At 72.8% G+C, this 18,577-nt stretch carries 14 protein-coding genes; 10 read left to right on the top strand and 4 right to left on the bottom strand.

Features of this window, described 5'->3' with window-relative positions:
* The first annotated feature begins 111 nt into the window (after nt 1-111).
* The 6 genes from AB0J87_RS62055 to AB0J87_RS62080 all read left to right on the top strand — a co-directional run bounded on the left by AB0J87_RS62055 (nt 112) and on the right by AB0J87_RS62080 (nt 8,407).
* Nucleotides 112-1,086, top strand: a complete 975-nt coding sequence (locus AB0J87_RS62055) for a pirin family protein (RefSeq protein ID WP_350741083.1) — start codon at nt 112-114, stop codon at nt 1,084-1,086.
* Nucleotides 1,087-1,088: 2 nt separating this feature from the next.
* A complete protein-coding gene (locus AB0J87_RS62060; RefSeq protein ID WP_363985093.1) occupies nt 1,089-1,409 on the top strand; it encodes a tetratricopeptide repeat protein in 321 nt (106 codons plus the stop codon).
* Between the two features lie 131 nt (nt 1,410-1,540).
* On the top strand, nt 1,541-3,679 hold the full coding sequence (locus AB0J87_RS62065) for a transglycosylase domain-containing protein (RefSeq protein WP_363985095.1): 2,139 nt from the start codon (nt 1,541-1,543) through the stop codon (nt 3,677-3,679).
* 193 nt (nt 3,680-3,872) lie between these two features.
* The gene (locus AB0J87_RS62070) at nt 3,873-7,412 is read left to right on the top strand and encodes a hypothetical protein (RefSeq protein WP_363985097.1); all 3,540 of its coding nucleotides are present in this window, start codon (nt 3,873-3,875) and stop codon (nt 7,410-7,412) included.
* A 207-nt stretch (nt 7,413-7,619) separates the two neighbouring features.
* Nucleotides 7,620-8,231, top strand: a complete 612-nt coding sequence (locus tag AB0J87_RS62075) for a DUF4232 domain-containing protein (RefSeq protein WP_363985099.1) — start codon at nt 7,620-7,622, stop codon at nt 8,229-8,231.
* Nucleotides 8,228-8,407: a TetR family transcriptional regulator C-terminal domain-containing protein gene (locus tag AB0J87_RS62080; protein ID WP_363985101.1), complete on the top strand. Its 180-nt coding sequence runs from the start codon at nt 8,228-8,230 to the stop codon at nt 8,405-8,407. Before AB0J87_RS62075 ends, AB0J87_RS62080 begins: the two co-directional genes overlap by 4 nt.
* 38 nt (nt 8,408-8,445) lie before the next feature.
* Here AB0J87_RS62080 and AB0J87_RS62085 read toward each other — a convergent pair whose 3' ends face one another.
* On the bottom strand, nt 8,446-10,710 hold the full coding sequence (locus tag AB0J87_RS62085) for a glycoside hydrolase family 3 C-terminal domain-containing protein (protein ID WP_363985103.1): 2,265 nt from the start codon (nt 10,708-10,710) through the stop codon (nt 8,446-8,448).
* A gap of 125 nt (nt 10,711-10,835) precedes the next feature.
* Here AB0J87_RS62085 and AB0J87_RS62090 point away from each other — a divergent pair, with 125 nt between their 5' ends.
* Nucleotides 10,836-11,825 (top strand): LacI family DNA-binding transcriptional regulator, encoded by a 990-nt coding sequence (locus AB0J87_RS62090; protein ID WP_363985105.1) that lies wholly within the window; start codon nt 10,836-10,838, stop codon nt 11,823-11,825.
* A 7-nt stretch (nt 11,826-11,832) separates the two neighbouring features.
* Here the strand turns inward: AB0J87_RS62090 and AB0J87_RS62095 are convergent, their stop codons facing one another.
* From AB0J87_RS62095 to AB0J87_RS62105, 3 genes are read right to left on the bottom strand one after another with little or no spacing between them, the layout of a single operon-like run.
* Nucleotides 11,833-13,176 (bottom strand): MFS transporter, encoded by a 1,344-nt coding sequence (locus AB0J87_RS62095; protein ID WP_363985107.1) that lies wholly within the window; start codon nt 13,174-13,176, stop codon nt 11,833-11,835.
* 43 nt (nt 13,177-13,219) lie between these two features.
* Nucleotides 13,220-14,989, bottom strand: a complete 1,770-nt coding sequence (locus AB0J87_RS62100) for a sulfatase (protein WP_363985109.1) — start codon at nt 14,987-14,989, stop codon at nt 13,220-13,222.
* A complete protein-coding gene (locus tag AB0J87_RS62105; protein ID WP_363985111.1) occupies nt 14,986-15,579 on the bottom strand; it encodes a PadR family transcriptional regulator in 594 nt (197 codons plus the stop codon). The genes AB0J87_RS62100 and AB0J87_RS62105 overlap by 4 nt, the downstream gene beginning before the upstream one ends.
* A 66-nt stretch (nt 15,580-15,645) precedes the next feature.
* Between AB0J87_RS62105 and AB0J87_RS62110 the strand changes: the two genes are divergently transcribed.
* The 3 genes from AB0J87_RS62110 (at nt 15,646) to AB0J87_RS62120 (ending at nt 18,543) form a co-directional block, all read left to right on the top strand.
* Nucleotides 15,646-16,605: a formylglycine-generating enzyme family protein gene (locus tag AB0J87_RS62110; RefSeq protein WP_363985113.1), complete on the top strand. Its 960-nt coding sequence runs from the start codon at nt 15,646-15,648 to the stop codon at nt 16,603-16,605.
* 46 nt (nt 16,606-16,651) lie between these two features.
* Complete coding sequence (locus AB0J87_RS62115) at nt 16,652-17,149, top strand: MarR family winged helix-turn-helix transcriptional regulator (RefSeq protein WP_363985115.1); 498 nt, start codon at nt 16,652-16,654, stop codon at nt 17,147-17,149.
* 125 nt (nt 17,150-17,274) lie between these two features.
* A complete protein-coding gene (locus tag AB0J87_RS62120) occupies nt 17,275-18,543 on the top strand; it encodes an FAD-dependent oxidoreductase (protein WP_363985117.1) in 1,269 nt (422 codons plus the stop codon).
* Nucleotides 18,544-18,577: the final 34 nt, after the last annotated feature.

Consider the following 18,577-nt stretch of genomic DNA (forward strand, 5'->3'; position numbering starts at 1 on the left):
ACGACGACGGCAGATCGCATGACCCAAAGGTACGCGCGGCCGGGAATGCCCGGAGGCACCCATGCGTTGTGGCGAGCAACCGATTGAAGTTTCAACCAAACAGGAGGGGTCATGCCCGCCATCACCGCTGACACCCTGGCCCTGCCCCGCGTCGCCGCGCCCGACCCGGCCGCCGTCACGCGGCGGCCCGTGAAGTCGGTGACGACCGCGCCCAGCGGGTTCGAGGGCGAGGGCTTCCCGGTACGGCGCGCGTTCGCCGGCGTGCCGCAGTCCGCGCTGGACCCGTTCATCCACATGGACCAGATGGGCGAGGTCGAGTACGCGCCCGGCGAGCCCAAGGGCACCCCCTGGCACCCGCACCGCGGCTTCGAGACCGTCACCTACATCATCGACGGCATCTTCGAGCACCAGGACTCCAACGGCGGCGGCGGCACGATCACCGACGGCGACACCCAGTGGATGACCGCGGGCTCGGGCCTGCTGCACATCGAGAAGCCGCCGGAGCACCTGGTGGTCTCGGGCGGGCTGTTCCACGGCGTCCAGCTGTGGGTCAACCTGCCCAAGGCGCACAAGTTCCACCTGCCCCGCTACCAGGACATCCGCGGTCGCCAGGCGGCGCTGCTCGCCTCGGCCGACGGCGGCGCGCTGCTGCGGGTGATCGCCGGCGAGCTGGACGGCCACGCCGGTCCGGGAGTCACGTTCACCCCGATCACGATGGTGCACGCCACGGTGAGCCCCGGCGCCCGGCTGGAGGTGCCGTGGAACCCGGCGTACAACGCCCTGGCCTACGTGCTGGCCGGACACGGCTACGCCGGGGACGAGCGCACGCCGGTGCGCAAGGGACAGCTGGTCGTCTTCGGCCAGGGCGGGGCGATCACCGTCGCCGCCGACCCGGCCCAGCCGCAGGCCGAGCCGAACCTGGAGGTGCTGCTGCTCGGCGGGCAGCCGATCCGCGAGCCGGTCGTCCAGTACGGCCCCTTCGTGATGAACAACCGCGCCGAGATCCTTCAGGCGATGGAGGACTACCAGGCCGGCCGCCTGGGCGTCATCCCCGCCGAGCGCCTTCCGCACACCGGACAGGAGTGAACATGCCGATCGAGAAGCTGGCCGAGGAGTACAAGCGCGGGCGCCGGTTCTTCGACTCCCAGGACTACATCGGGGCCGCCCGCATCCTGGCCCAGGTGGTGGCCGCCGCGCCGGACAACCTCGCGGCCCGGCTGCTGCTGGCCCGCGCCTACTACCACTCGGCCCAGCTGGGCCGGGCCGAGGCCGAGCTCCGGCTGGTGCTGGAGCGCGACCCGGCGGAGGGGTACGCCTGCCTGCTCCTCGGTCGTACGCTGCAGCGCCAGAACAGGCCGAAGGACGCCGAGCCGTACCTGCGCATGCACGCCGCGATGACCGGCGAGTGACATGCGCGACGCTGAGCGCCGCCGTCCCCGGACGGCGGCGCTCCGGCCTGCAGTGATATCCATTCGAATATCGACAATCAAGGCATATCAGTCTTGGACAGCGCGAACGGCTCTGTGCTGTCATGACGCCCATGTCCCCTTCGAGCCTCTTGTGGAGCCTTGCCCGCCTGACCGGAGCGGCCGTGGCCGCCGGCACGGTGGTCGCCGCGATCGCGCTGCCCACCGTGGGCGGCACAGGCTCCCTGTTCGTCTCGGCCACCGAGATGCTTGATCTCAAGCCCGCCCAGCTCGAAGAGCCGCCCCTGGCCCAGACCTCCGTCGTGTACGACGCCGAGGGCGACCGCATCGCCCAGTTCTACGCCGAGAACCGCAAGGAAGTGCGGCTGGACCAGATCGCGGACGTGATGAAGACGGCGATCGTCGCCATCGAGGACTACCGCTTCTACGAGCACGGCGCGCTCGACCTGGAGGGCACCGCCCGGGCCCTGGCCAAGAACCTCAGCTCGGGCGGCATCGCCCAGGGCGGCTCGTCGATCACCCAGCAGTACGTCAAGCAGGTCCTGCTGAACTCGGCCGACACCGAGGAGGGCAAGAACAAGGCGCTGGAGGCCAGCTACGCGCGCAAGCTCAAGGAGCTGCGGTACGCGATGGGCGTCGAGGAGAAGTACTCCAAGGACGAGATTCTCCGCCGGTATCTGAACATCGCCTATTTCGGCGCGGGCGCCAACGGCGTGGAGGCGGCGGCGCGGCGCTTCTTCGGCGTCTCGGCCGCCGACCTCAACCTGACCCAGGCGGCGACCCTGGCCGGTGCCGTCCAGAACCCCAACAGGACCGACCCCGGGCTCGGCAAGCAGCCCCGCAAGCTGCTGCTGGAGCGCCGGAACGTGGTGCTGGACCGGATGGCGCAACTCGGCCGGATCACGCCGGATCAGGCGGCGCGCGCCAAGGCGGCGAAACTCGGCTACAAGGGCGTCGAGGCGCCCAATGGCTGCCAGGTCAGCCGCTATCCCTACTTCTGCGAATACGTACGTCATGAGCTGCTCACCAGCCCCGCCTTCGGCAGGACCGATCAGGCCAGGAAGCAGCGCTTCGCCCGCGGCGGCCTGAAGATCTACACGACCCTGGACCCGAAGGCGCAGCGGGCGGCGGAGACGGCGATCAGGAAGCACGTGTTCGCCTCGGACCACCCCGTCGCCGCCGAGGCGCTGGTCAAGCCGGGCACCGGCGAGATCAAGGCGATGGCGGCCAGCCGCCCCTACGGCCGCTCGGCCAAGCGGAACGAGATCTCCTACAACCCGGTGGCGGACAAGCGGCACGGCGGGTTGATCGGCTTCCAGGCGGGCTCGACGTTCAAGACGTTCACGCTGATCACGGCACTGGCGCAGGGCATGAAGATCGACGACGGGATCAGCGTGACCAACGCCTACACCGCCCCTGGCTACGCCTCGTTCAAGAACTGCAAGGGCCAGAACATGGGCATCCCGTCCTGGACGGTCACGAACGACGAGGGTTCGCCCGGTTTCAAGACGCTCGCGACCGGTACGTGGGGGTCGGTGAACACGTTCTTCATGGCGCTGGAGCAGCGGGTCGGCCTGTGCGAGACGGTGCAGACGGCCAAGTCGCTCGGCATCAGGCGGGCGGACGGGGGGCCGCTGCAGGAGTACGAGACGTTCACGCTCGGGATCAACGAGATGGACCCGGTGACCGTGGCCACCGCGTACGCGGCCGTCGCGGCACGCGGCACGTACTGCGCGCCCATGGTCATCACCAAGGTGACGGAGGCGAGCACGGGCAAGGCGACCGCGTTCGAGCCGTCGTGCCGCAAGGCCCTCGACCCGGAGGTGGCCGACGCGACCGCGCACGTCCTGTCCGGGGTGTTCACCAAGGGCACGATGCGCGGCGTCGGCGGCATCGGCCGTCCGGCGGCGGGCAAGACGGGCACCACGGACGGGTACGCCACGGCCTGGTTCGCCGGGTTCACCCCCGACCTGGCGGGGGCGGTCAGCGTGGGCGACCCGCGCGGCTCCCAGCGCTACAAGCTGACCGGCGTCACGATCGGCGGCCGCACCTTCGGCGCGGTGGCGGGCGCCTCGGTGCCCGGGCCGATCTGGAAGGACACCATGATGGCGGCGCTGGAGGACGTGCCGGCCGCGGACTTCACCCCGGTGAACACGGCCCGCTTCGGCGGCTGCGGCCAGAGCTGCGCACCGCCCCGCGATGACCGTCCGGACCCGGCCGCCCAGGACCAGCTCGCGGACACCGAGGGCTGACCCCGTCTCGGCCGCCGTCTCCTGCGAAAGGGCCGGCGTCCACGGAACCACGGCCGAGGTGGCTCACCGCCTCCCCCTCGGCCGCCGCGCCGCTCTCCCTGAGCGGCCGGGGTTGCGCGGCGAGGCGATGATCGGCCAGTATCGTCGGCATGACTTGTGGAAAGGGCGATCTCCGCCCGGCCCGTTGAGGCCCATGGAGCCGGCCGAGGAGCCGGCCCTCGACATCTCCGCCGATGCCTTGCTGGCGCGTTTCGCGCCTCTGCCGTACCCGCGGCGCATGCGGGCTCTGGCGCTCCACGCCCGCCGGCTGGCCGGCACCTCCCAGCTGCGCGTCCTCCTGGACGAGCTGTCCGCGCGGGATCGGTACGCCCGGCGTACGGCGCTGCACGTGGCCATGGCGGCGCGCGACCTCGATCACGTCCGGGAGGTTCTCGCCAGGCCGGACATGGGGCTGCGGCGCGCGGCGCTGCGTGCGGTGCGGACCCTGCCCGTGCCGGATCCGGCGGTGGCCGCGGCGTTCGAGGACGCCCCTGCCGAGCTGCGGTTCGCGCTGTATCGCACGCTGGCGCTCGGCCGCCGGCAGGCGCTGGCCGAAGCGCTCCTGCCGGACGTCCACGCGCGATGGGGGGCGCGCGAGGCGGCGGCGCTGCTGCCGGCCTGCGGTGCCGAGACCGTCGCGCGATGGCTGCCGGACGTCGCCCACGCGGTGACGTCCTGGACGGCGCTGGCCAAACGGCACCCGGGCGCGATCATGGCGGTGGCCGAGCAGGAGCTGGCGGGTGGCGTTCACGCGTGGAGCTGGTGGCGCCGCCGCGGGGCGGGCGTGATGCTCGCGGCCCTCGCCGAGCCGGCCCGCATGCTGGCTCTGCTGGAACGGCACGACCTGCGTCACAGCCTCCGCGGCCTGCCCGCCCCGGTCGTGAACGCGCTGTTCAGGGTGGATGCCGCGCGAGCCGGGACGTTGTTCGCCGACCCCGTGGCGACCGGCTGGGAGGGGCCGGCGAAAGCGGTGCTCCGCCACCTGCGGTCGGGATCGGACCCGGAGATCCTGCGTCTGGCCTCGTCCGAACACCGGCTCGACCCGGTGCTGCCCTCGCTGCCGCCCGCCCGCCGGGCCGCGATCTTCGAGGCGGTCGCCGCGCGGAGGGGCGGTTCCACCGGGCTGTGGGCCATGCGGTTCCTCAGATGGCTGCCTCCGGAGTCGGCGGCGGCCGAGGCGAGGCGCATGCTGGCCTGGCACGAGTCGGTGTGGCACTCGCCCCGTTCCCGCCTGGACAATCCGGACATCCCGCTGAAGCTCACCTCCTACCTGCCCTATGAGGAGGCCGTCGGCCCGCTGCGCGAGGCCGCCGTGGCCGGGGACCCCCGACGCCGCGGGCTGGCCAGGACGCTGCTGATCCAGTGCACGGCCCGGACCCGGGACCGGGCGGCGCTCCACGCGCTCCTCGCCGACCTGGCCCTGCGCACCGCCAGCGAACAGGACCCGCTCCGCCGGGGTCTGCTGGCCGCTCTGCGGGAGGTCCCGCCCGCGCTGCTCGACGACTCCTGCGCGGGGACGCTGGAGCGCATCTCCGCGGACGCCGTCGAGGCCCCGGACTCCTCCCTCGCCACCCAGGACGAGCTGCGGAGCCTGGCCGGCCGGGTCCTGCGGCACCACGACCCGGCCACCGCGCCGGCGCTGACGGCGTGGGCGCTGGGCACGTACGGGAGGCTCGTGGCGCGGCACGGCGCGAGCGGCCTGTCCGCGCGGGAGCCCCGGCCCTCCCCCGTTCGCCGCCGCCGCTACCGCACCCATGGCCCGGTCGCGGAGTCGCACCGCCTGGACCGGGTGCTGCGCGCGGGTCAGGAGCACGATCTACTGGCGGTGCTGCGTCCGCACCTTCGTGCCGCACGCGAGCGGGAGGACTTCACCCTGGCCGTGGCCCTCGCCCACGTGCTCGGCCGCCGTTCATGGGCGCTCGCCGAACTCCAGGACGACCTGCGCGCCGCCATCCGCACGGCACCGGAGGCGCTGGCCCGCGAGGCTGCCGGCTTGTGGCTGAACCGTCCTCGTCGCCGCCTGCGGACGACTCGTGCCGCAGCCGCCTCTGGGGTGCAAGCGCCGGAGCGGTCGAGCGACCTCAGGATCGAGCAGGAGGGGCGGTCAGGAGGAAGCGGGAGCGTGCGGGAGGAGCGGGTGCTCTGGCTTGTGCGGGAGGACGCGTCCGCCGTGACGCTGCCCGCCGTCTGGCGGACCGTGGCCCGGCGTCGTACCGACCTCCTCCTCCCCCTCCTGGACGGCCACCGCAGCGGCCGTTTCGCGGACCCCGCGTGGGTGCCCCGGGTCGACGGCGGCGACGCCGGTCGATGGACGCCCGCCCAGCGCGAAAGGGTCCGCGCCGAGCTCACCGTCGCCGTCCACGACGAAGGGCTGCCCATCGCCGCGCGGCTGGCCGCCGTCCGGGCGACCGGCCGGATCGGCGGCGGGCTGGACCTCCTCGCCGCATGGGCGGGCCGGGAGGAGACGATGCTGGCCGAAGCCGCCGTCACGGCCATGGCGCACGCCGGTGAGCCCGCCCGCGCGGTGCCCGTGCTCGTGGGCCACGCCGGCGGCCCGGCCTCCCGCGTCGCGGTGGCCGCGCTGGCCCGCTGCTGCCGTTCGACACCCCCGTCCCTGCTCGGGCCGCTGCTGGAGGAGGCGCTGACCGCTCCCGGCAGCAAGGTGACGCTGCGCAAGCTGGCCGCCCGCCAGCTGGGCCGCAACCGCCCGCCCGGCGCGGTGGACGTGCTGCTGCGGGCGTGGGCGGACCCGGGGCTGCACCGGGACGTACGGGTCGCCCTCGCCTCGGTGCTGCGCACGATCCCCGAGGACCCGCGGACCCTGGACGCGCTCGGCGACGCCGCCGGCCCGCACGCCGGCGAGCCGATGCTGCGCACGCTCTTCCAGGCCCACCCGATGGAGTACGCCCCCGCCGCCCGCCCCCGTTACGCGGACCTGGTACGGCGCCTCCTCATGGCCGCCGACCTGCCCGGGGTGAGTTTCCGCGGGTCGAAGGCGTTCGCCGTGTGGGCGCACTGGTACCGGGGCGGCTTCGACGAGATCATCGAGGCCGTGGCCGATCCGGGGACGACCGGGGAGGGCATGGCGGTGTTCCTGGGGCTGCTGCGGGCCGGGTCGATCCGGTCCCAGGCGCTGGACGTCCTGGCCAGGCTGGCCGCCGCCGTACCCGGGGAGGGCCTGCGGACACCGGCCAGGCAACGCGTGGACACCATCGCCCGGAGACTGGCCGGGCCCTTGGAGGAGGAGCCGGAGCCGTGGCGGCGGCGGCTCGCCCGGGACGCGATGGACGTGCTCGCCACCCAGCCTCTCCTGCTGCCCCAGGTGGCCGAGCTGGGCGTGGCCCTGATCCCCAGGGAAACGGACGGGGACGAACTCGCCGACGCCCTGTGCGCCCTGGCCGACCTGCTCGCGGACCGGCCGGTGCTCGCCGCCCGGACGGCCGGCAAGGCCGTCTCGGAGCTGTTCGGCGAGTACGGACGGCGGCCGCCGCTGCCGATCGCGGTCGCGCTGCCCGCGGCCCGGCGTCTGGCCGGCCGCGGTGACCTGTCCGGCGGCCTGTTCGCGCTCATGCTCACCCAGTCGGGAGGGCAGCGCACCGAGTGGGCGGCCCCGTGGCGGGACCTCCTCCGTGACCTGCGCGCCTCCCCGCACCTGGAGGTACGTCAGGAAGCATGGGACACCGCCGTGGACTGACCCCGGACAACCGGATGGCCCGCGCCCTTGTCCTCGGGGTTGTCGCCGACTTCCCCGAGGCGGACCTGGTCACCGTCCCTCTCTCCCACGCCGAAGTCCGAGCGCATCCGGGCGAACCTGGGCGGCGACGCGCTGGTGGGGCGCGGGCAGGAGGCCCGCGCCGCCCGGACGACCGCGGCATCGGGTTTCCCCGGCAGAATGATGCCGATGATCCTCCCGCCCGCCGCGCGCGTCTGCGTCGTCGCCGCCGCCCTGATCTGCCTCGCCGGCTGCGGCACGCAGGCTCCCGGCGCCGGGGCCGCGCCGGCGCGTCCCACGGCGACGGGTCTCCCGCCCGGCCACCCCCTGGTCCAGCCGCCGCCGACGGTGTGGTCCCCGCCCCCGACCCCGTCCTGCGCCGGCTCGGGACTGCTCCTGTACGCCGAACCGCCCGATGCCGCGATGGGGCTGCGCGTCCAGACAGTGACGCTCACCAACTGCGGCGACACGGTGCGGCAGGTCGAGGGGTACCCGCGCGTCCGGCTCCTGGACGAGGACGGCGAGCCGCTGAAGGTGAAGATCGACCGGGGCGCCCGGCAGGTCACCACCGCCATCAAGGATCCCGGGCCGAAGGCGGTGACCGTACGGCCGGGCCGATCGGCCGCCTTCACCCTGGCGTGGCGCAACACCTACGGCGGCACCACCCGTCCGCCCGCGGTCGGCGCCACGCTCGTCGTCACCACCGGCTCCGGCAGGGAGCGCGTCAGCGGCCTCTTCGACCTCGGCTCCACGGACCTCCTGGGCGTCACCGCCTGGAAGCCGGTCCCGGTCAAGCGATGAGCCCGGCCACGGGGGCCGAGGCCGGGCACCTCGACCCGGAGACGGACCACGAGGAGCTCGCCGACCAGCTCGTCGCGATGGCCGACGGGCTGCAGCCGCAGTGGCTGCTCGACCCTGACAACGTCGACCTGGTCGGCCGCTTCCGCTCCTTCGCGGGACGCGTCCTGAACTCCTGAGCCGCGCGGCGACCGTCACCGCGCGGCAGGCCGTCCGCTCAGCTCGCCGGGGTCTCGGAGTTCGCCATCCGCAGCAGGTCGTCCATGGCCGGCGGCTGCTGCCCGCCCTGGGAGGCGCCCATGCTGAGGAGGGTCGCCAGCGGGATCTGGGCGATCAGCGCCTGGCTGGCCGGGTCGGTGAAGAAGCTCTTCTCACCGTCCGCGGCCTTCAGCAGGGTCTCCTCGACGATCTTCCTGCCCTGGGGATGGGCCAGCCATTCCTGAAGCGTGCTGTCGGCCGTGAGCGCGGCCCGCGGCGACTCGACGTCCAGGTGGATGCGCTGCTCCAGGGGCAGGTCGCGGGAGGAGCTGCCGACGTGCACACCGTACTCGCCCGGCTCGGCCACCCACTGCCCGTGCCGGGTGCTCCAGTAGCTGAAGGCCCGGGCGTCGAGCTCGATCACCACGCGGGCGCTCTCGCCGGGGGCCAGGCGGACCTTGCGGAAGCCGCGCAGCTCGCGTTCGGGACGGTCCACGCCGGCGACGGGATCGCTGACGTACACCTGCACGACCTCGGCGCCCTCCCGCGTGCCGGTGTTCGTCACCGTGACCTCGACGCGGGCCTCGGGCCGGGCCGGGTCGGGGACGTGCACGGCCAGGTCGGAGCAGGCGAACGTGGTGTACGACAGCCCGAACCCGAACGGGAAGGCCACGTCCCGCCCGGTGCGGTCGTACCAGCGGTAGCCGATGTAGAGGCGCTCCCCGTAGAGCACCTGCCCCTCCGAGCCCGGCCAGTTGACGTGCGCGGGCGTGTCGGACAGCCGGTGCGGGACGGTCTCCGCCAGCCGGCCGGAGGGGTCGGCGTGCCCGAAGATCAGGTCGGCCGCGGCGCCGCCGCCCGCCTGGCCCGCCAGCCACATCTCCAGCAGGGCGGCCGCGTGCTCGGTGAGCGGGCCGGTCAGCACGACGCCGCCGTTGCTCAGCACGACCGCGACCGAGGGGTTGACCGCGGCCACCGCCTCGAGCAGCCGGATCTGCGCCTCCGGCAGGTCGAGGTCCTCGCGGTCGAAGCCCTCGGACTCGGCCTCCGACGGCTCGCCGAGGAACAGCAGCACCGCGGCGGCGCCGCGAGCCGCCTCCACCGCCTCGGCGAGCAGGACGGCGTCGGGCGTCCCGTCGAGACGGAACCCCGGCGCGAACGCGACCTCGCGCGAGGTGGCGGCGCGGATCGCCGTCAGGGCGTCGTCGAGCCGGGTCGGGTTGATGAGGGAGCTGCCGGCGCCCTGGTAGCGCGGGGTGCGCGCGAACTCGCCCAGCACCGCGATCGGGCCGCCTGACTCCGGGTCCAGCGGGAGCAGGCCGCCGTCGTTCTTCAGCAGGACCGCGCACTCCGCCGCGACGCGGCGGGCGAGCGCGTGGTGCGCGTCGAAGTCGGGCGCGGCGTCCGCGCGCCCCTGCCGCAGCCGGTCGTGGGTGCTCACCAGGCGTTCCACGGCGACGTCCAGGACCTCTTCGCTGAGCTCGCCGGCGCGCACGGCCGCGACGACGGCGGCGGCGCTGCGGCCCCCGGTACCCGGCATCTCCAGGTCCAGGCCGGACCGGACGGCGGCGGCCGGGTCGTGCACCGCGCCCCAGTCGGAGACCACGTAGCCGTCGAAGCCCCACTCCTCGCGCAGGACCGTGGTGAGCAGCCAGGGGTTCTCCGAGGCGTACACGCCGTTGACCCGGTTGTACGAGCACATGATCGTGGCCGGCCGAGCCTCGCGCACGACGTGCTCGAACGCGCGCAGGTAGATCTCCCGCAGGGTGCGCTCGTCCACCTCCGCGCTGACGCGCATGCGGTCGGTCTCCTGGTTGTTGGCCGCGAAGTGCTTGACCGACGCGCCGACGCCGCGCGACTGCAGGCCCGCGACCCACGCGGCGCCCATGACGCCGGCCAGCAGCGGGTCCTCGGCGAAATACTCGAAGTTGCGCCCGCACAGCGGGGAGCGCTTCATGTTGACGCCCGGGCCGAGGAGCACGTCCACGCCGAGCGCCCTGGCCTCGACCGCGAGCGCCTCGCCGACCTCGCGCAGGAGGCCGTCGTCCCACGACGAGCCCAGTGCCGCCGCGGTGGGGAACGCCGTGGCGGGCATGCTGTCGGCGAGCCCGAGGTGGTCCACGCCGGAGCGCTGCAGGCGTACGCCGTGCGGGCCGTCGGTGAGCAGCGCGGCCGGCACGCCCGCGTGCGACACCTCCGCGGTCGTCCAGAAACTGGCGCCGGACACGAGCCGCGCCTTCTCCTCGAGCGTGAGCCGTTCGACGACGGGTCGTCCGTCGGTCATGTCGTGACCTTCCTGTCCTGCGGGATGAGTGGAGCTAGCGCGCGCTAGCTGCCAGCGATGCGACGCTAACCTTGGGGCACTAGCGCGCGCAAGTGCCATGTCGTCGGGGAAACGGGAGGGCGGCCATGGGCGGACGGGAACGACGGGTGACGGCGAGCGACATCGCGCGGTCCCTGGGGATCTCCCGGGCCACGGTGGGCTTCGTCATCAACGACACCCCGGGCCAGACGATCTCGGAGGCGACCCGGCGCAAGGTGCTGGCCGAGGCCGCGCGCCTGGGCTACCGGCCGCACGCCGCCGCCCAGGCGCTCGCCCGGGGCAGCAACCGCATCGTCCTGTTCATCCTGCCCGACTGGCCGGTGGAGCACAGCCTGCGCCGCTACCTGGAGGAGGCGACCCTCGTCCTGGACCGCGCCGGCTACTCGCTGGTGACCTGGACCCGGCACGCGGGCGGCCGTTCCCGCCCGCTGTGGGAGACGCTCGACCCCGACCTCGTCGTCCCGGTCGTCCCCCTCCCCCGCGACGACCTCGACGTCCTGCGCCGGGAGGCGGGCGCGCGGCTGCTTTTCGGCGGCGGTGAGCCCTCCGAGCTGCACGAGGTGCCGTCCCTGCGGGCCGGGCCGGCCCTCCAGGTGGAGCATCTCCACGAGCGCGGCCACGCCCGGGTGGCCGTCGCCCGCACGGGCGAGCCGCGCCTGGAGCTGCTCGCCGGCCTGCGCGCCTCCCTGGCGCGGGCGCGCGCCGCGGAGCTCGGCCTCGAGATCGCCGACGTGCGGACGGTCTCCGACGAGGACGGCTCCGCGGCCGATGCCGTACGGGACTGGGTGGACTCCGGCGTCACCGGGGTGATCGCCTACAACGACGACATCGCCGCCGCCGTCGTGGGGGCGGCCGTGCGCGCGGGGATCGCCCTGCCCGGCCGCCTCGCGGTGGTCGGGCACGACGACAGTCCCCTGGCACGGCTGCTGGTGCCCGCGCTGACGAGCGTGCGCGTGGATGTGGCGGGTTTGGGCAGGTACGCCGCCCATCGCGCGCTCCACGCCCTCGGGGTCGAGGACACGCCCCCGGCCGAGCCCGGCGTCTGGGCCAGTGTGGTTCACCGGGAGACGTCGTGACCGGGCGTCAGTCCGCCAGCGCCTGCCGGCGACGGAGTTCGAGCTGCTGCCCGATCCGGGCGGTGTCGCGCGGGTAGGTGACGTACAGGACGGAGAGCAGGAGGCCGTTGACGATCATCAGGATGACCAGCACCCACAGGAACACGCCCTGGATGCCGAGCGTCGCCGCCAGCGAGCCGGCCAGGAGCGAGAACAGCGCCCAGGCGATCGTCTCGAACACCGTCAGCCAGATCGCGTACGCCTGCCCGCGCAGCTCCGGCAGCACGACGCCGGCCACGATGGGCCGGTTGACCGGCGGGTTCAGGCCCTGACAGGCGCCCAGCAGGGCCCAGAAGACCGCGTAGGCGGCGATCGTCTCGTACCGGAACTGCGTGCCGAAGAAGGCGATGACGGCGAACAGGATCTGGGCCAGTTGCAGGACTAGGACGCGTCCCCTGCTCGGCATGAGCCGGTCGAGCCGGGGCAGGATGAAGCCTGCGCTCAGCGTGGCGACGCTGTAGCCGATGCCGAACGGGAGCGCCACCAGGATGGCGGTGGCGTTGTCGATGCCGCGCTCGGTGACCAGGAACTGCACGCCGAAGATGGCGATCAGCAGGTGGCCCGACAGGAGCCGGCTCACCATCATCACGGTGTACGTGGGGATGCGGAACAGGCCGGCCACGGAGGCGACGGTGACCTTCGCCTTCGTCCGGTCCTCGTTGGCGAGGTCGGCGAGCTGCTTCTCGGAGGATCCGATGCCCGGATCCGCGAAGAAGGCGGCGACGACGAACCCGGCGACGATGCAGACGCCGCCGAGGGTCCACAGCGCCCAGCGCCAGCCGTCCTCGAGTCCGACGAAGACGGCCATGACGGGCGCGAGGACGATGGCGGCGAGCTGGAGCGTACCGAAGAAGATCCCGTTCGCCCGGGCCCGCTGCTCGTCGGCGAAGGAGTCGGCGATGACGGCCATGGCGATGGGCGAGCCGCCGATCACCGCGGCGGACATGAGGGTGCAGCAGATGAGGAGCTGGACGAAGTTCTGGGAGAAACCGGCGGCGATGCCGAACAGGCCGCCGGTCACCGTCGTGGCGACCAGCGCGCCACGACGGCCGATCTTGCTGGACAGCCACACCCAGAACGGGCCGGCCGGAACACTGGCGATCTTGCCGAGCGCCGCGATGATGCCGAGATGACCGCTGTTGAGCCGGAGCGCGGCCGCGAGCGTGGGGAAGACGGTGTTGATGAGACCGGCTTCGGTGTTGTCGACGACGCTCACGCCGGAAAGGACGGCGAGATTGCGCCAGCGATGGGGGACGTTGGCGGCCTGAGCCGCTCCTGGCTGTACGGACGCGGTGGAGGCGCTGGCATCCATGCGGTGCCCCTGTCTGCAGTGTTGCGATAGAGAGACCGTCGCCTCAGTCGATCGAGGCGGCGGGTGTTGCCGTAAGAAGGCCGAACTGCTCGTCGATGCGGCGCAGGACCGCGGCGGGTACGAAGCCGAGACGGGCGAGGTCCAGCAGGCTCATGGGGGCGGGGGCGGCGAGCAGCTCCGACTGGACCAGGGCCGGGGCCTCCTGCGCGAGGACGTCCTTGGCGCCGGTGACGCCCAGCAGCTCCAGGAGGGGCGCGCGGAGCAGGGCCGGAGCCTGGAACTCCGCGCCCGCGGGCAGCGGCACGGCGACGGCCGCCGCGCGTTCGCGCTGCTCGCGGACCAGCAGGTGCTCGCGGGTGACCTCGCCCTCGCGCGGGATGCCCAGGCGCTCGAACTGGCTGGGCGGGGCGTCGGTCTCGACCATGAGACGGCGCAGCAGCTCGATCATCCGCAGCTCCACGTCGTCGTCCACGATCGGGCTCTGCTGCGCCGGGTCCTCGTGCAGGTCGAACAGCAGGGTGCCGTGCTGCCACGGGTTCATCCAGCTCGGGGAGGCGGGCATCCGCATCGTGCGCAGGCCCTTGGTGAAGGCGAACGGCTCGGCCGGCTCCCAGTCCCGCAGCTCCGCCACCGAGAACCTGCTGCGCATGTGGGTGGGCATGAGCGTGAACTCCTCCAGCGGCCCGTTGGCCGCCTCCCTGCCCGCGCGCATGTAGACGTAGCGGCCGTCGGTGACGTTCACGTGCCCGCCGTGGATGCCGAACAGCGCGCCCTCCCGCAGCGGCCCGTCCTGGGCGAGGTCCGCGCCCTGCATGTCAGGGGTGGGCTCCTGGCCGAAGTAGCGCAGCACGGTCGGCGCGATGTCGATGGTCTGCGCCAGCTCACCCCGCCGCCGGTCCCGCCCGCCGGTCCGCGGGTCCCACAGGAACATCGGCAGATGCACCAGCTCGTTGAACCACGGCATCACCGACTTGGCCCACCAGCCGTGCTCGCCCAGCAGGAAGCCGTGGTCGGTGTTGACGACGAGCAGGGTGTCGTCCCACAGGGCGTGCTCGTCCATGAAGTCCAGCACCCGGCCGAGCGAGCGGTCACACATCGACACCAGCGCGGCGTACTCCAGGCGGGCGTGCTCGACCTGCCCCTGCGGCTCCAGCACCTTCTGATACGGCGGCCAGTCGAACGCGGGCCCGTCATAGTCGTGCGGGTAGCGGTCCTTGTAGTGCTGGTGGGTGAAGAACGGCTCATGGGGGTCGAACAGCTCGATCTGCAACAACCACCGGTCGGCGTCGGCGTTGGTCTCCAGGAAGTGCAGACCGGCGTCGACGGTCAGGGTCTGCGAGTGCTCGGCCTCGGTCGGCATGTACGTGCGGTTGATCACGTCCTGCCGCTTCATCGCCCCGTACGGGCTCGCCGGGCCGCCGTCGTCGGCGACCACGCCCTTCCACGGGTCGCCCTCCTGGCCCCGGAAGAACTCCCAGGTGCTGTAGCGGGTGTGGTAGGTCGCGCCGCCGTCCTCCCAGTAGTGCGGATGGTCGGAGACCAGGTGCGTGTGCACGCCCGCCCGCTTGAGCAGCTCCGGCATCGAGTCGTCGAACGGCTCCAGCGGGCCCCAGCTGCGGTGCAGGAAGTTGTACCGGCCGGTGTGCATCTCACGCCGCGCCGGCATGCACGGCAGCGACCCGGCGTAGAAGTTGTCGAACGTCACGGCCTTGGCCGCCAGCCGCGCGAAGTTGGGCGCGTCGACGAAGGTGTCGGCGTAAGGGGCGAGCATGTGCCTGTTCAGGCTGTCGAACATGAGGATGATGGCTCTCATCGCGTCGCCTCCTCGGCGTGATCTGCGTTGATCGGCTCTCCGTCGAGGAGCCGCCGGCGCAGCTCGATGAGCGAGGCGATGTGGCGGTCCATCGCCTCGGCCCCGCGCCGGTGGAGCCACTCGTCCATCTGGCCTCCGAGCTCGGCGTCGTAGCCCCGAGGCGGCTCGTCGAACCGGCTGCGGTCACGGTGGCGGTACCGCGCGACCTCCGCCACCCGGGTGTTGATCTCGACGTCGAGGATGCCGATCACCTGCTCGACCGTCATGAACCCGGCACTGCCCAGCCGCGCGTACAGGTCAGGGTCCTGGAAGCGCGTGGGCGGGTTGTACGGGCGCGTCAGCCAGTCGGTGAAGACCGTGTGGCCCTCTTCGGTCACGTGGTAGCGCTTGGCGTTGCTCGCCCCGGCGCGCTCCTCGATCGTGTGCTCGACCCAGCCGCGCTCCTCCATCGCCGACAGCGTCCGGTACGCCTGGCTCATGGTCGTGTTCGAGCGCATGAACCGGCCGTGCGTGTCGAAGAACCTCTTCAGCTCATAGCCGGTGCTGGGGCGATGGAGCAGCGCGCCGAGCAGCAGAATCTCAAGCTTCATCAAATGTGCCCGTCGTTGTAACGGAGTTAACCGTGCCACAAGTGGAACGGTGATACCATGACACAAGTGTCACCCTCTGTCGATAGGTCCGACCCCTCTTCCTGCTGCATGCCGAACCTGGCGGCCACCCCGGGCCGCGAGCCGATTCCCGCCGGGCGCGGCGCCCACCTGATCGAGCAGTGCCGCGTCGAGGCCGGCGCCTTCCGCATGGGCGACCCCTTCGGCGACGGCCTGGCCGGGGACGGCGAGTCGCCGGTGCACGAGGTGACGCTCGACGCCTACGACATCGACGCGACCACCGTCACCAACGCCGACTTCGCCCGCTTCACCGGCGACACGGGCTATCGCACCGAGGCGGAGCTCGTGGGGATGTCGGCGGTCTTCCACACGCTGGTCCACCCGCGGGCGGACGTCATCGGCAGCTCGCCGCGCGCTCCCTGGTGGCTCGCCGTCGAAGGCGCGAGCTGGAGGCATCCGGAAGGCCCCGGCTCCGACCCGCTCGACCGTGAAGATCATCCCGTCGTGCACGTGACCTGGAACGACGCCCAGGCCTACTGCGCCTGGGCCGGGCGGCGCCTGCCCACCGAGGCCGAATGGGAACGCGCTTCACGCGGCGGCCTCGAAGGCGCCCGCTATCCCTGGGGCGACGACCTCCTCGACGCGCGGGGCGACTGGCAGGCCAACATCTGGCAGGGCTCCTTTCCCGACCGCAACACCGCCGAGGACGGCTGGCCGGGCACCGCGCCCGTGCGCGCCTACCGCCCGAACGGGTTCGGGCTCTGGCAGACCGTGGGCAACGTCTGGGAGTGGTGCGACGACCCGTTCGACCCGCGGGCGTACGCCAAACGGGCCCGCGAGCGGGTCCACGACCCGCGCTCCCGGGTCGCCCCGAGGCTCCGGGTCCTGCGCGGCGGCTCGTACCTGTGCCACGACTCCTACTGCAACCGCTACCGCAACGCCGCCAGATCGTCGAACACGCCCGACTCCAGCATGGGCAACGCGGGCTTCCGCACGGTGGCGCTCTGAGGCGACGGCCAGGCCGCCGGCCGCAGGGTCATGATTAGGTAGGCCCATGGCGCATGAATCGGGCAAGCCGGCGATAAGGGGCAGCCGCGGAGAGGGGATCACCACCCCTCAGGCGCTTCTCGCGGCACCCGGTTACGTGGCCCGGCGGCTCCACCAGTCGTACGTGGCCCTGTGGACCCGCGTGGTCGACCCCGTCCTGACGGGCCCCCAGTTCGCCGTCCTCACCGCGGTCGACCACCATCCGGGCGTCGATCAGGGCTCGCTGGCCTCGTCGGTGGCGCTCGACCGGTCCACGATGGCCGACGTCGTCCGCCGGCTGGAGGACAACGGGCTGATCGTCCGGCACACGGCGCCGCATGACGGCCGGCGCAAGCTGCTGCATCTGACCGAGAAGGGGTCCCGGCGGCTGGCCGAGGTCGGTAAGCGGGCCCGGGAGCTCGACGAGCAGCTGCTGAAGGGCTACTCGCCGGCCGAGCGGGAACGGGTGCTGCGCGAGATGACGGCCCTCGCCGCCCGGTGGGAAGGGCTCACGGCCGGCGAGTGAAGCGCCCGGCGGGGGACGTCAGTTCCTCGTCTCACTGGAGTTATATCCTCCCCCACCTCTTGCTTTCCGTGGATCGTCCGTGTTCGGATTAATTTCGGCCCCGATCAGGAGAGGCTGGAGGAGCGTTGGCGGCGAGCCAGTCGTACCACGTCACGATCGTCGGCGGCGGCCTCGGCGGGCTGACCGCCGCGCTGTCGCTGCGGCGGCGCGGCCTGCGGGTCACGGTGCTGGAGCAGGCGAGCGAGCTGGGAGAGGCCGGGGCAGGCATCCAGACCGCGCCGAACGCCAGCCGGGTCCTGATCGGGCTGGGCCTGCGCGCCGCGCTGGAGAAGATCCGCACCGAGCCGCTGGACCAGGTGCGCCGGCGCTGGCAGGACGGCAGCGTCATCGGCCTGACCCCGCTGGGCGAGTTCTGCAAGCGGGAATACAACGCCCCCTACTGGCATTACCACCGCGCCGACCTGCACAAAGTACTGCTCGACGCCTGCGTGGCGGACGACGGGCCCGGCCCCGTCGTGGAGGTCCGCACCGGGTGCGAGGTCACGACCGTGGACCGGACGAACCCCGCCCGGCCCGCCGCGGTCGTCGGCGACGGCCGGCGGTTCGAGACCGACGTGCTGGTCGGCGCCGACGGCATCCGTTCCAGAGTGCGCGACGCGCTGGGCCTGCCGGACACCCTGCGGTTCTCCGGCGAGATGGCCTACCGCGTCCTCATCCCCGGAGACAAGATCGCCGCCGATCCGGCGACCCGGTGGCTGGTGGACCGCTTCCAGAGCACCATCTGGTACGGGCCGGACCGGCACCTGGTCCACTACCTGATCCGCGGCGGCGAGTGGCTCAACGTCGTGGCGATCGTGCCCTGCACTCCCGGCGTCGAGGAGCTTTGGACCGTTCCAGCCGCCGTGGACGAGCTGGTCGAGGCCTTCCCCGGCTGGGACGAGCGGGTCGGCCTGATGTTGTCCAAGGCCGCAGGCGACATCTCGGCCTGGGCCATGTACCACCGCCGCCGTGATCCGGTGTGGGTGGACGGGCAGGTGGCCCTGTTGGGTGACGCGTGCCACGCCATGCTGCCGTACCAGGCACAAGGCGCCTCGCAGACGATGGAGGACGCGGCCGTCCTCGCCGAGGAGCTCGGCGCCGTCCCGGTCGAGGGGGTGCGGGCGGCGCTCATGCGCTATGTGTCGCGCCGCGCCAGGCGCGCCGGGATGGTCCAGGACGCGGCCTGGCGCAACATGGCCCTCTACCACCTGCCCGATGGGCCCGAGCAGCGGGCCCGCGACGACAAGCTGCGGCGCTTCGACGGCGAATCCGGCGTCTCGTACCGGTGGTTGTGGAGCGGCAGCCCGCTCGACGACCGGGATGAGGAGACCTTCTCCTATCAGTTCCATGACTAGACCGGTCCGGCGCCGTCCCCCAGCCGCGCTCCCG

Origin of the sequence: Nonomuraea sp. NPDC049625, assembly GCF_040675285.1 — a bacterium.
GTDB classification, from domain to species: Bacteria; Actinomycetota; Actinomycetes; order Streptosporangiales; family Streptosporangiaceae; genus Nonomuraea; species Nonomuraea angiospora_A.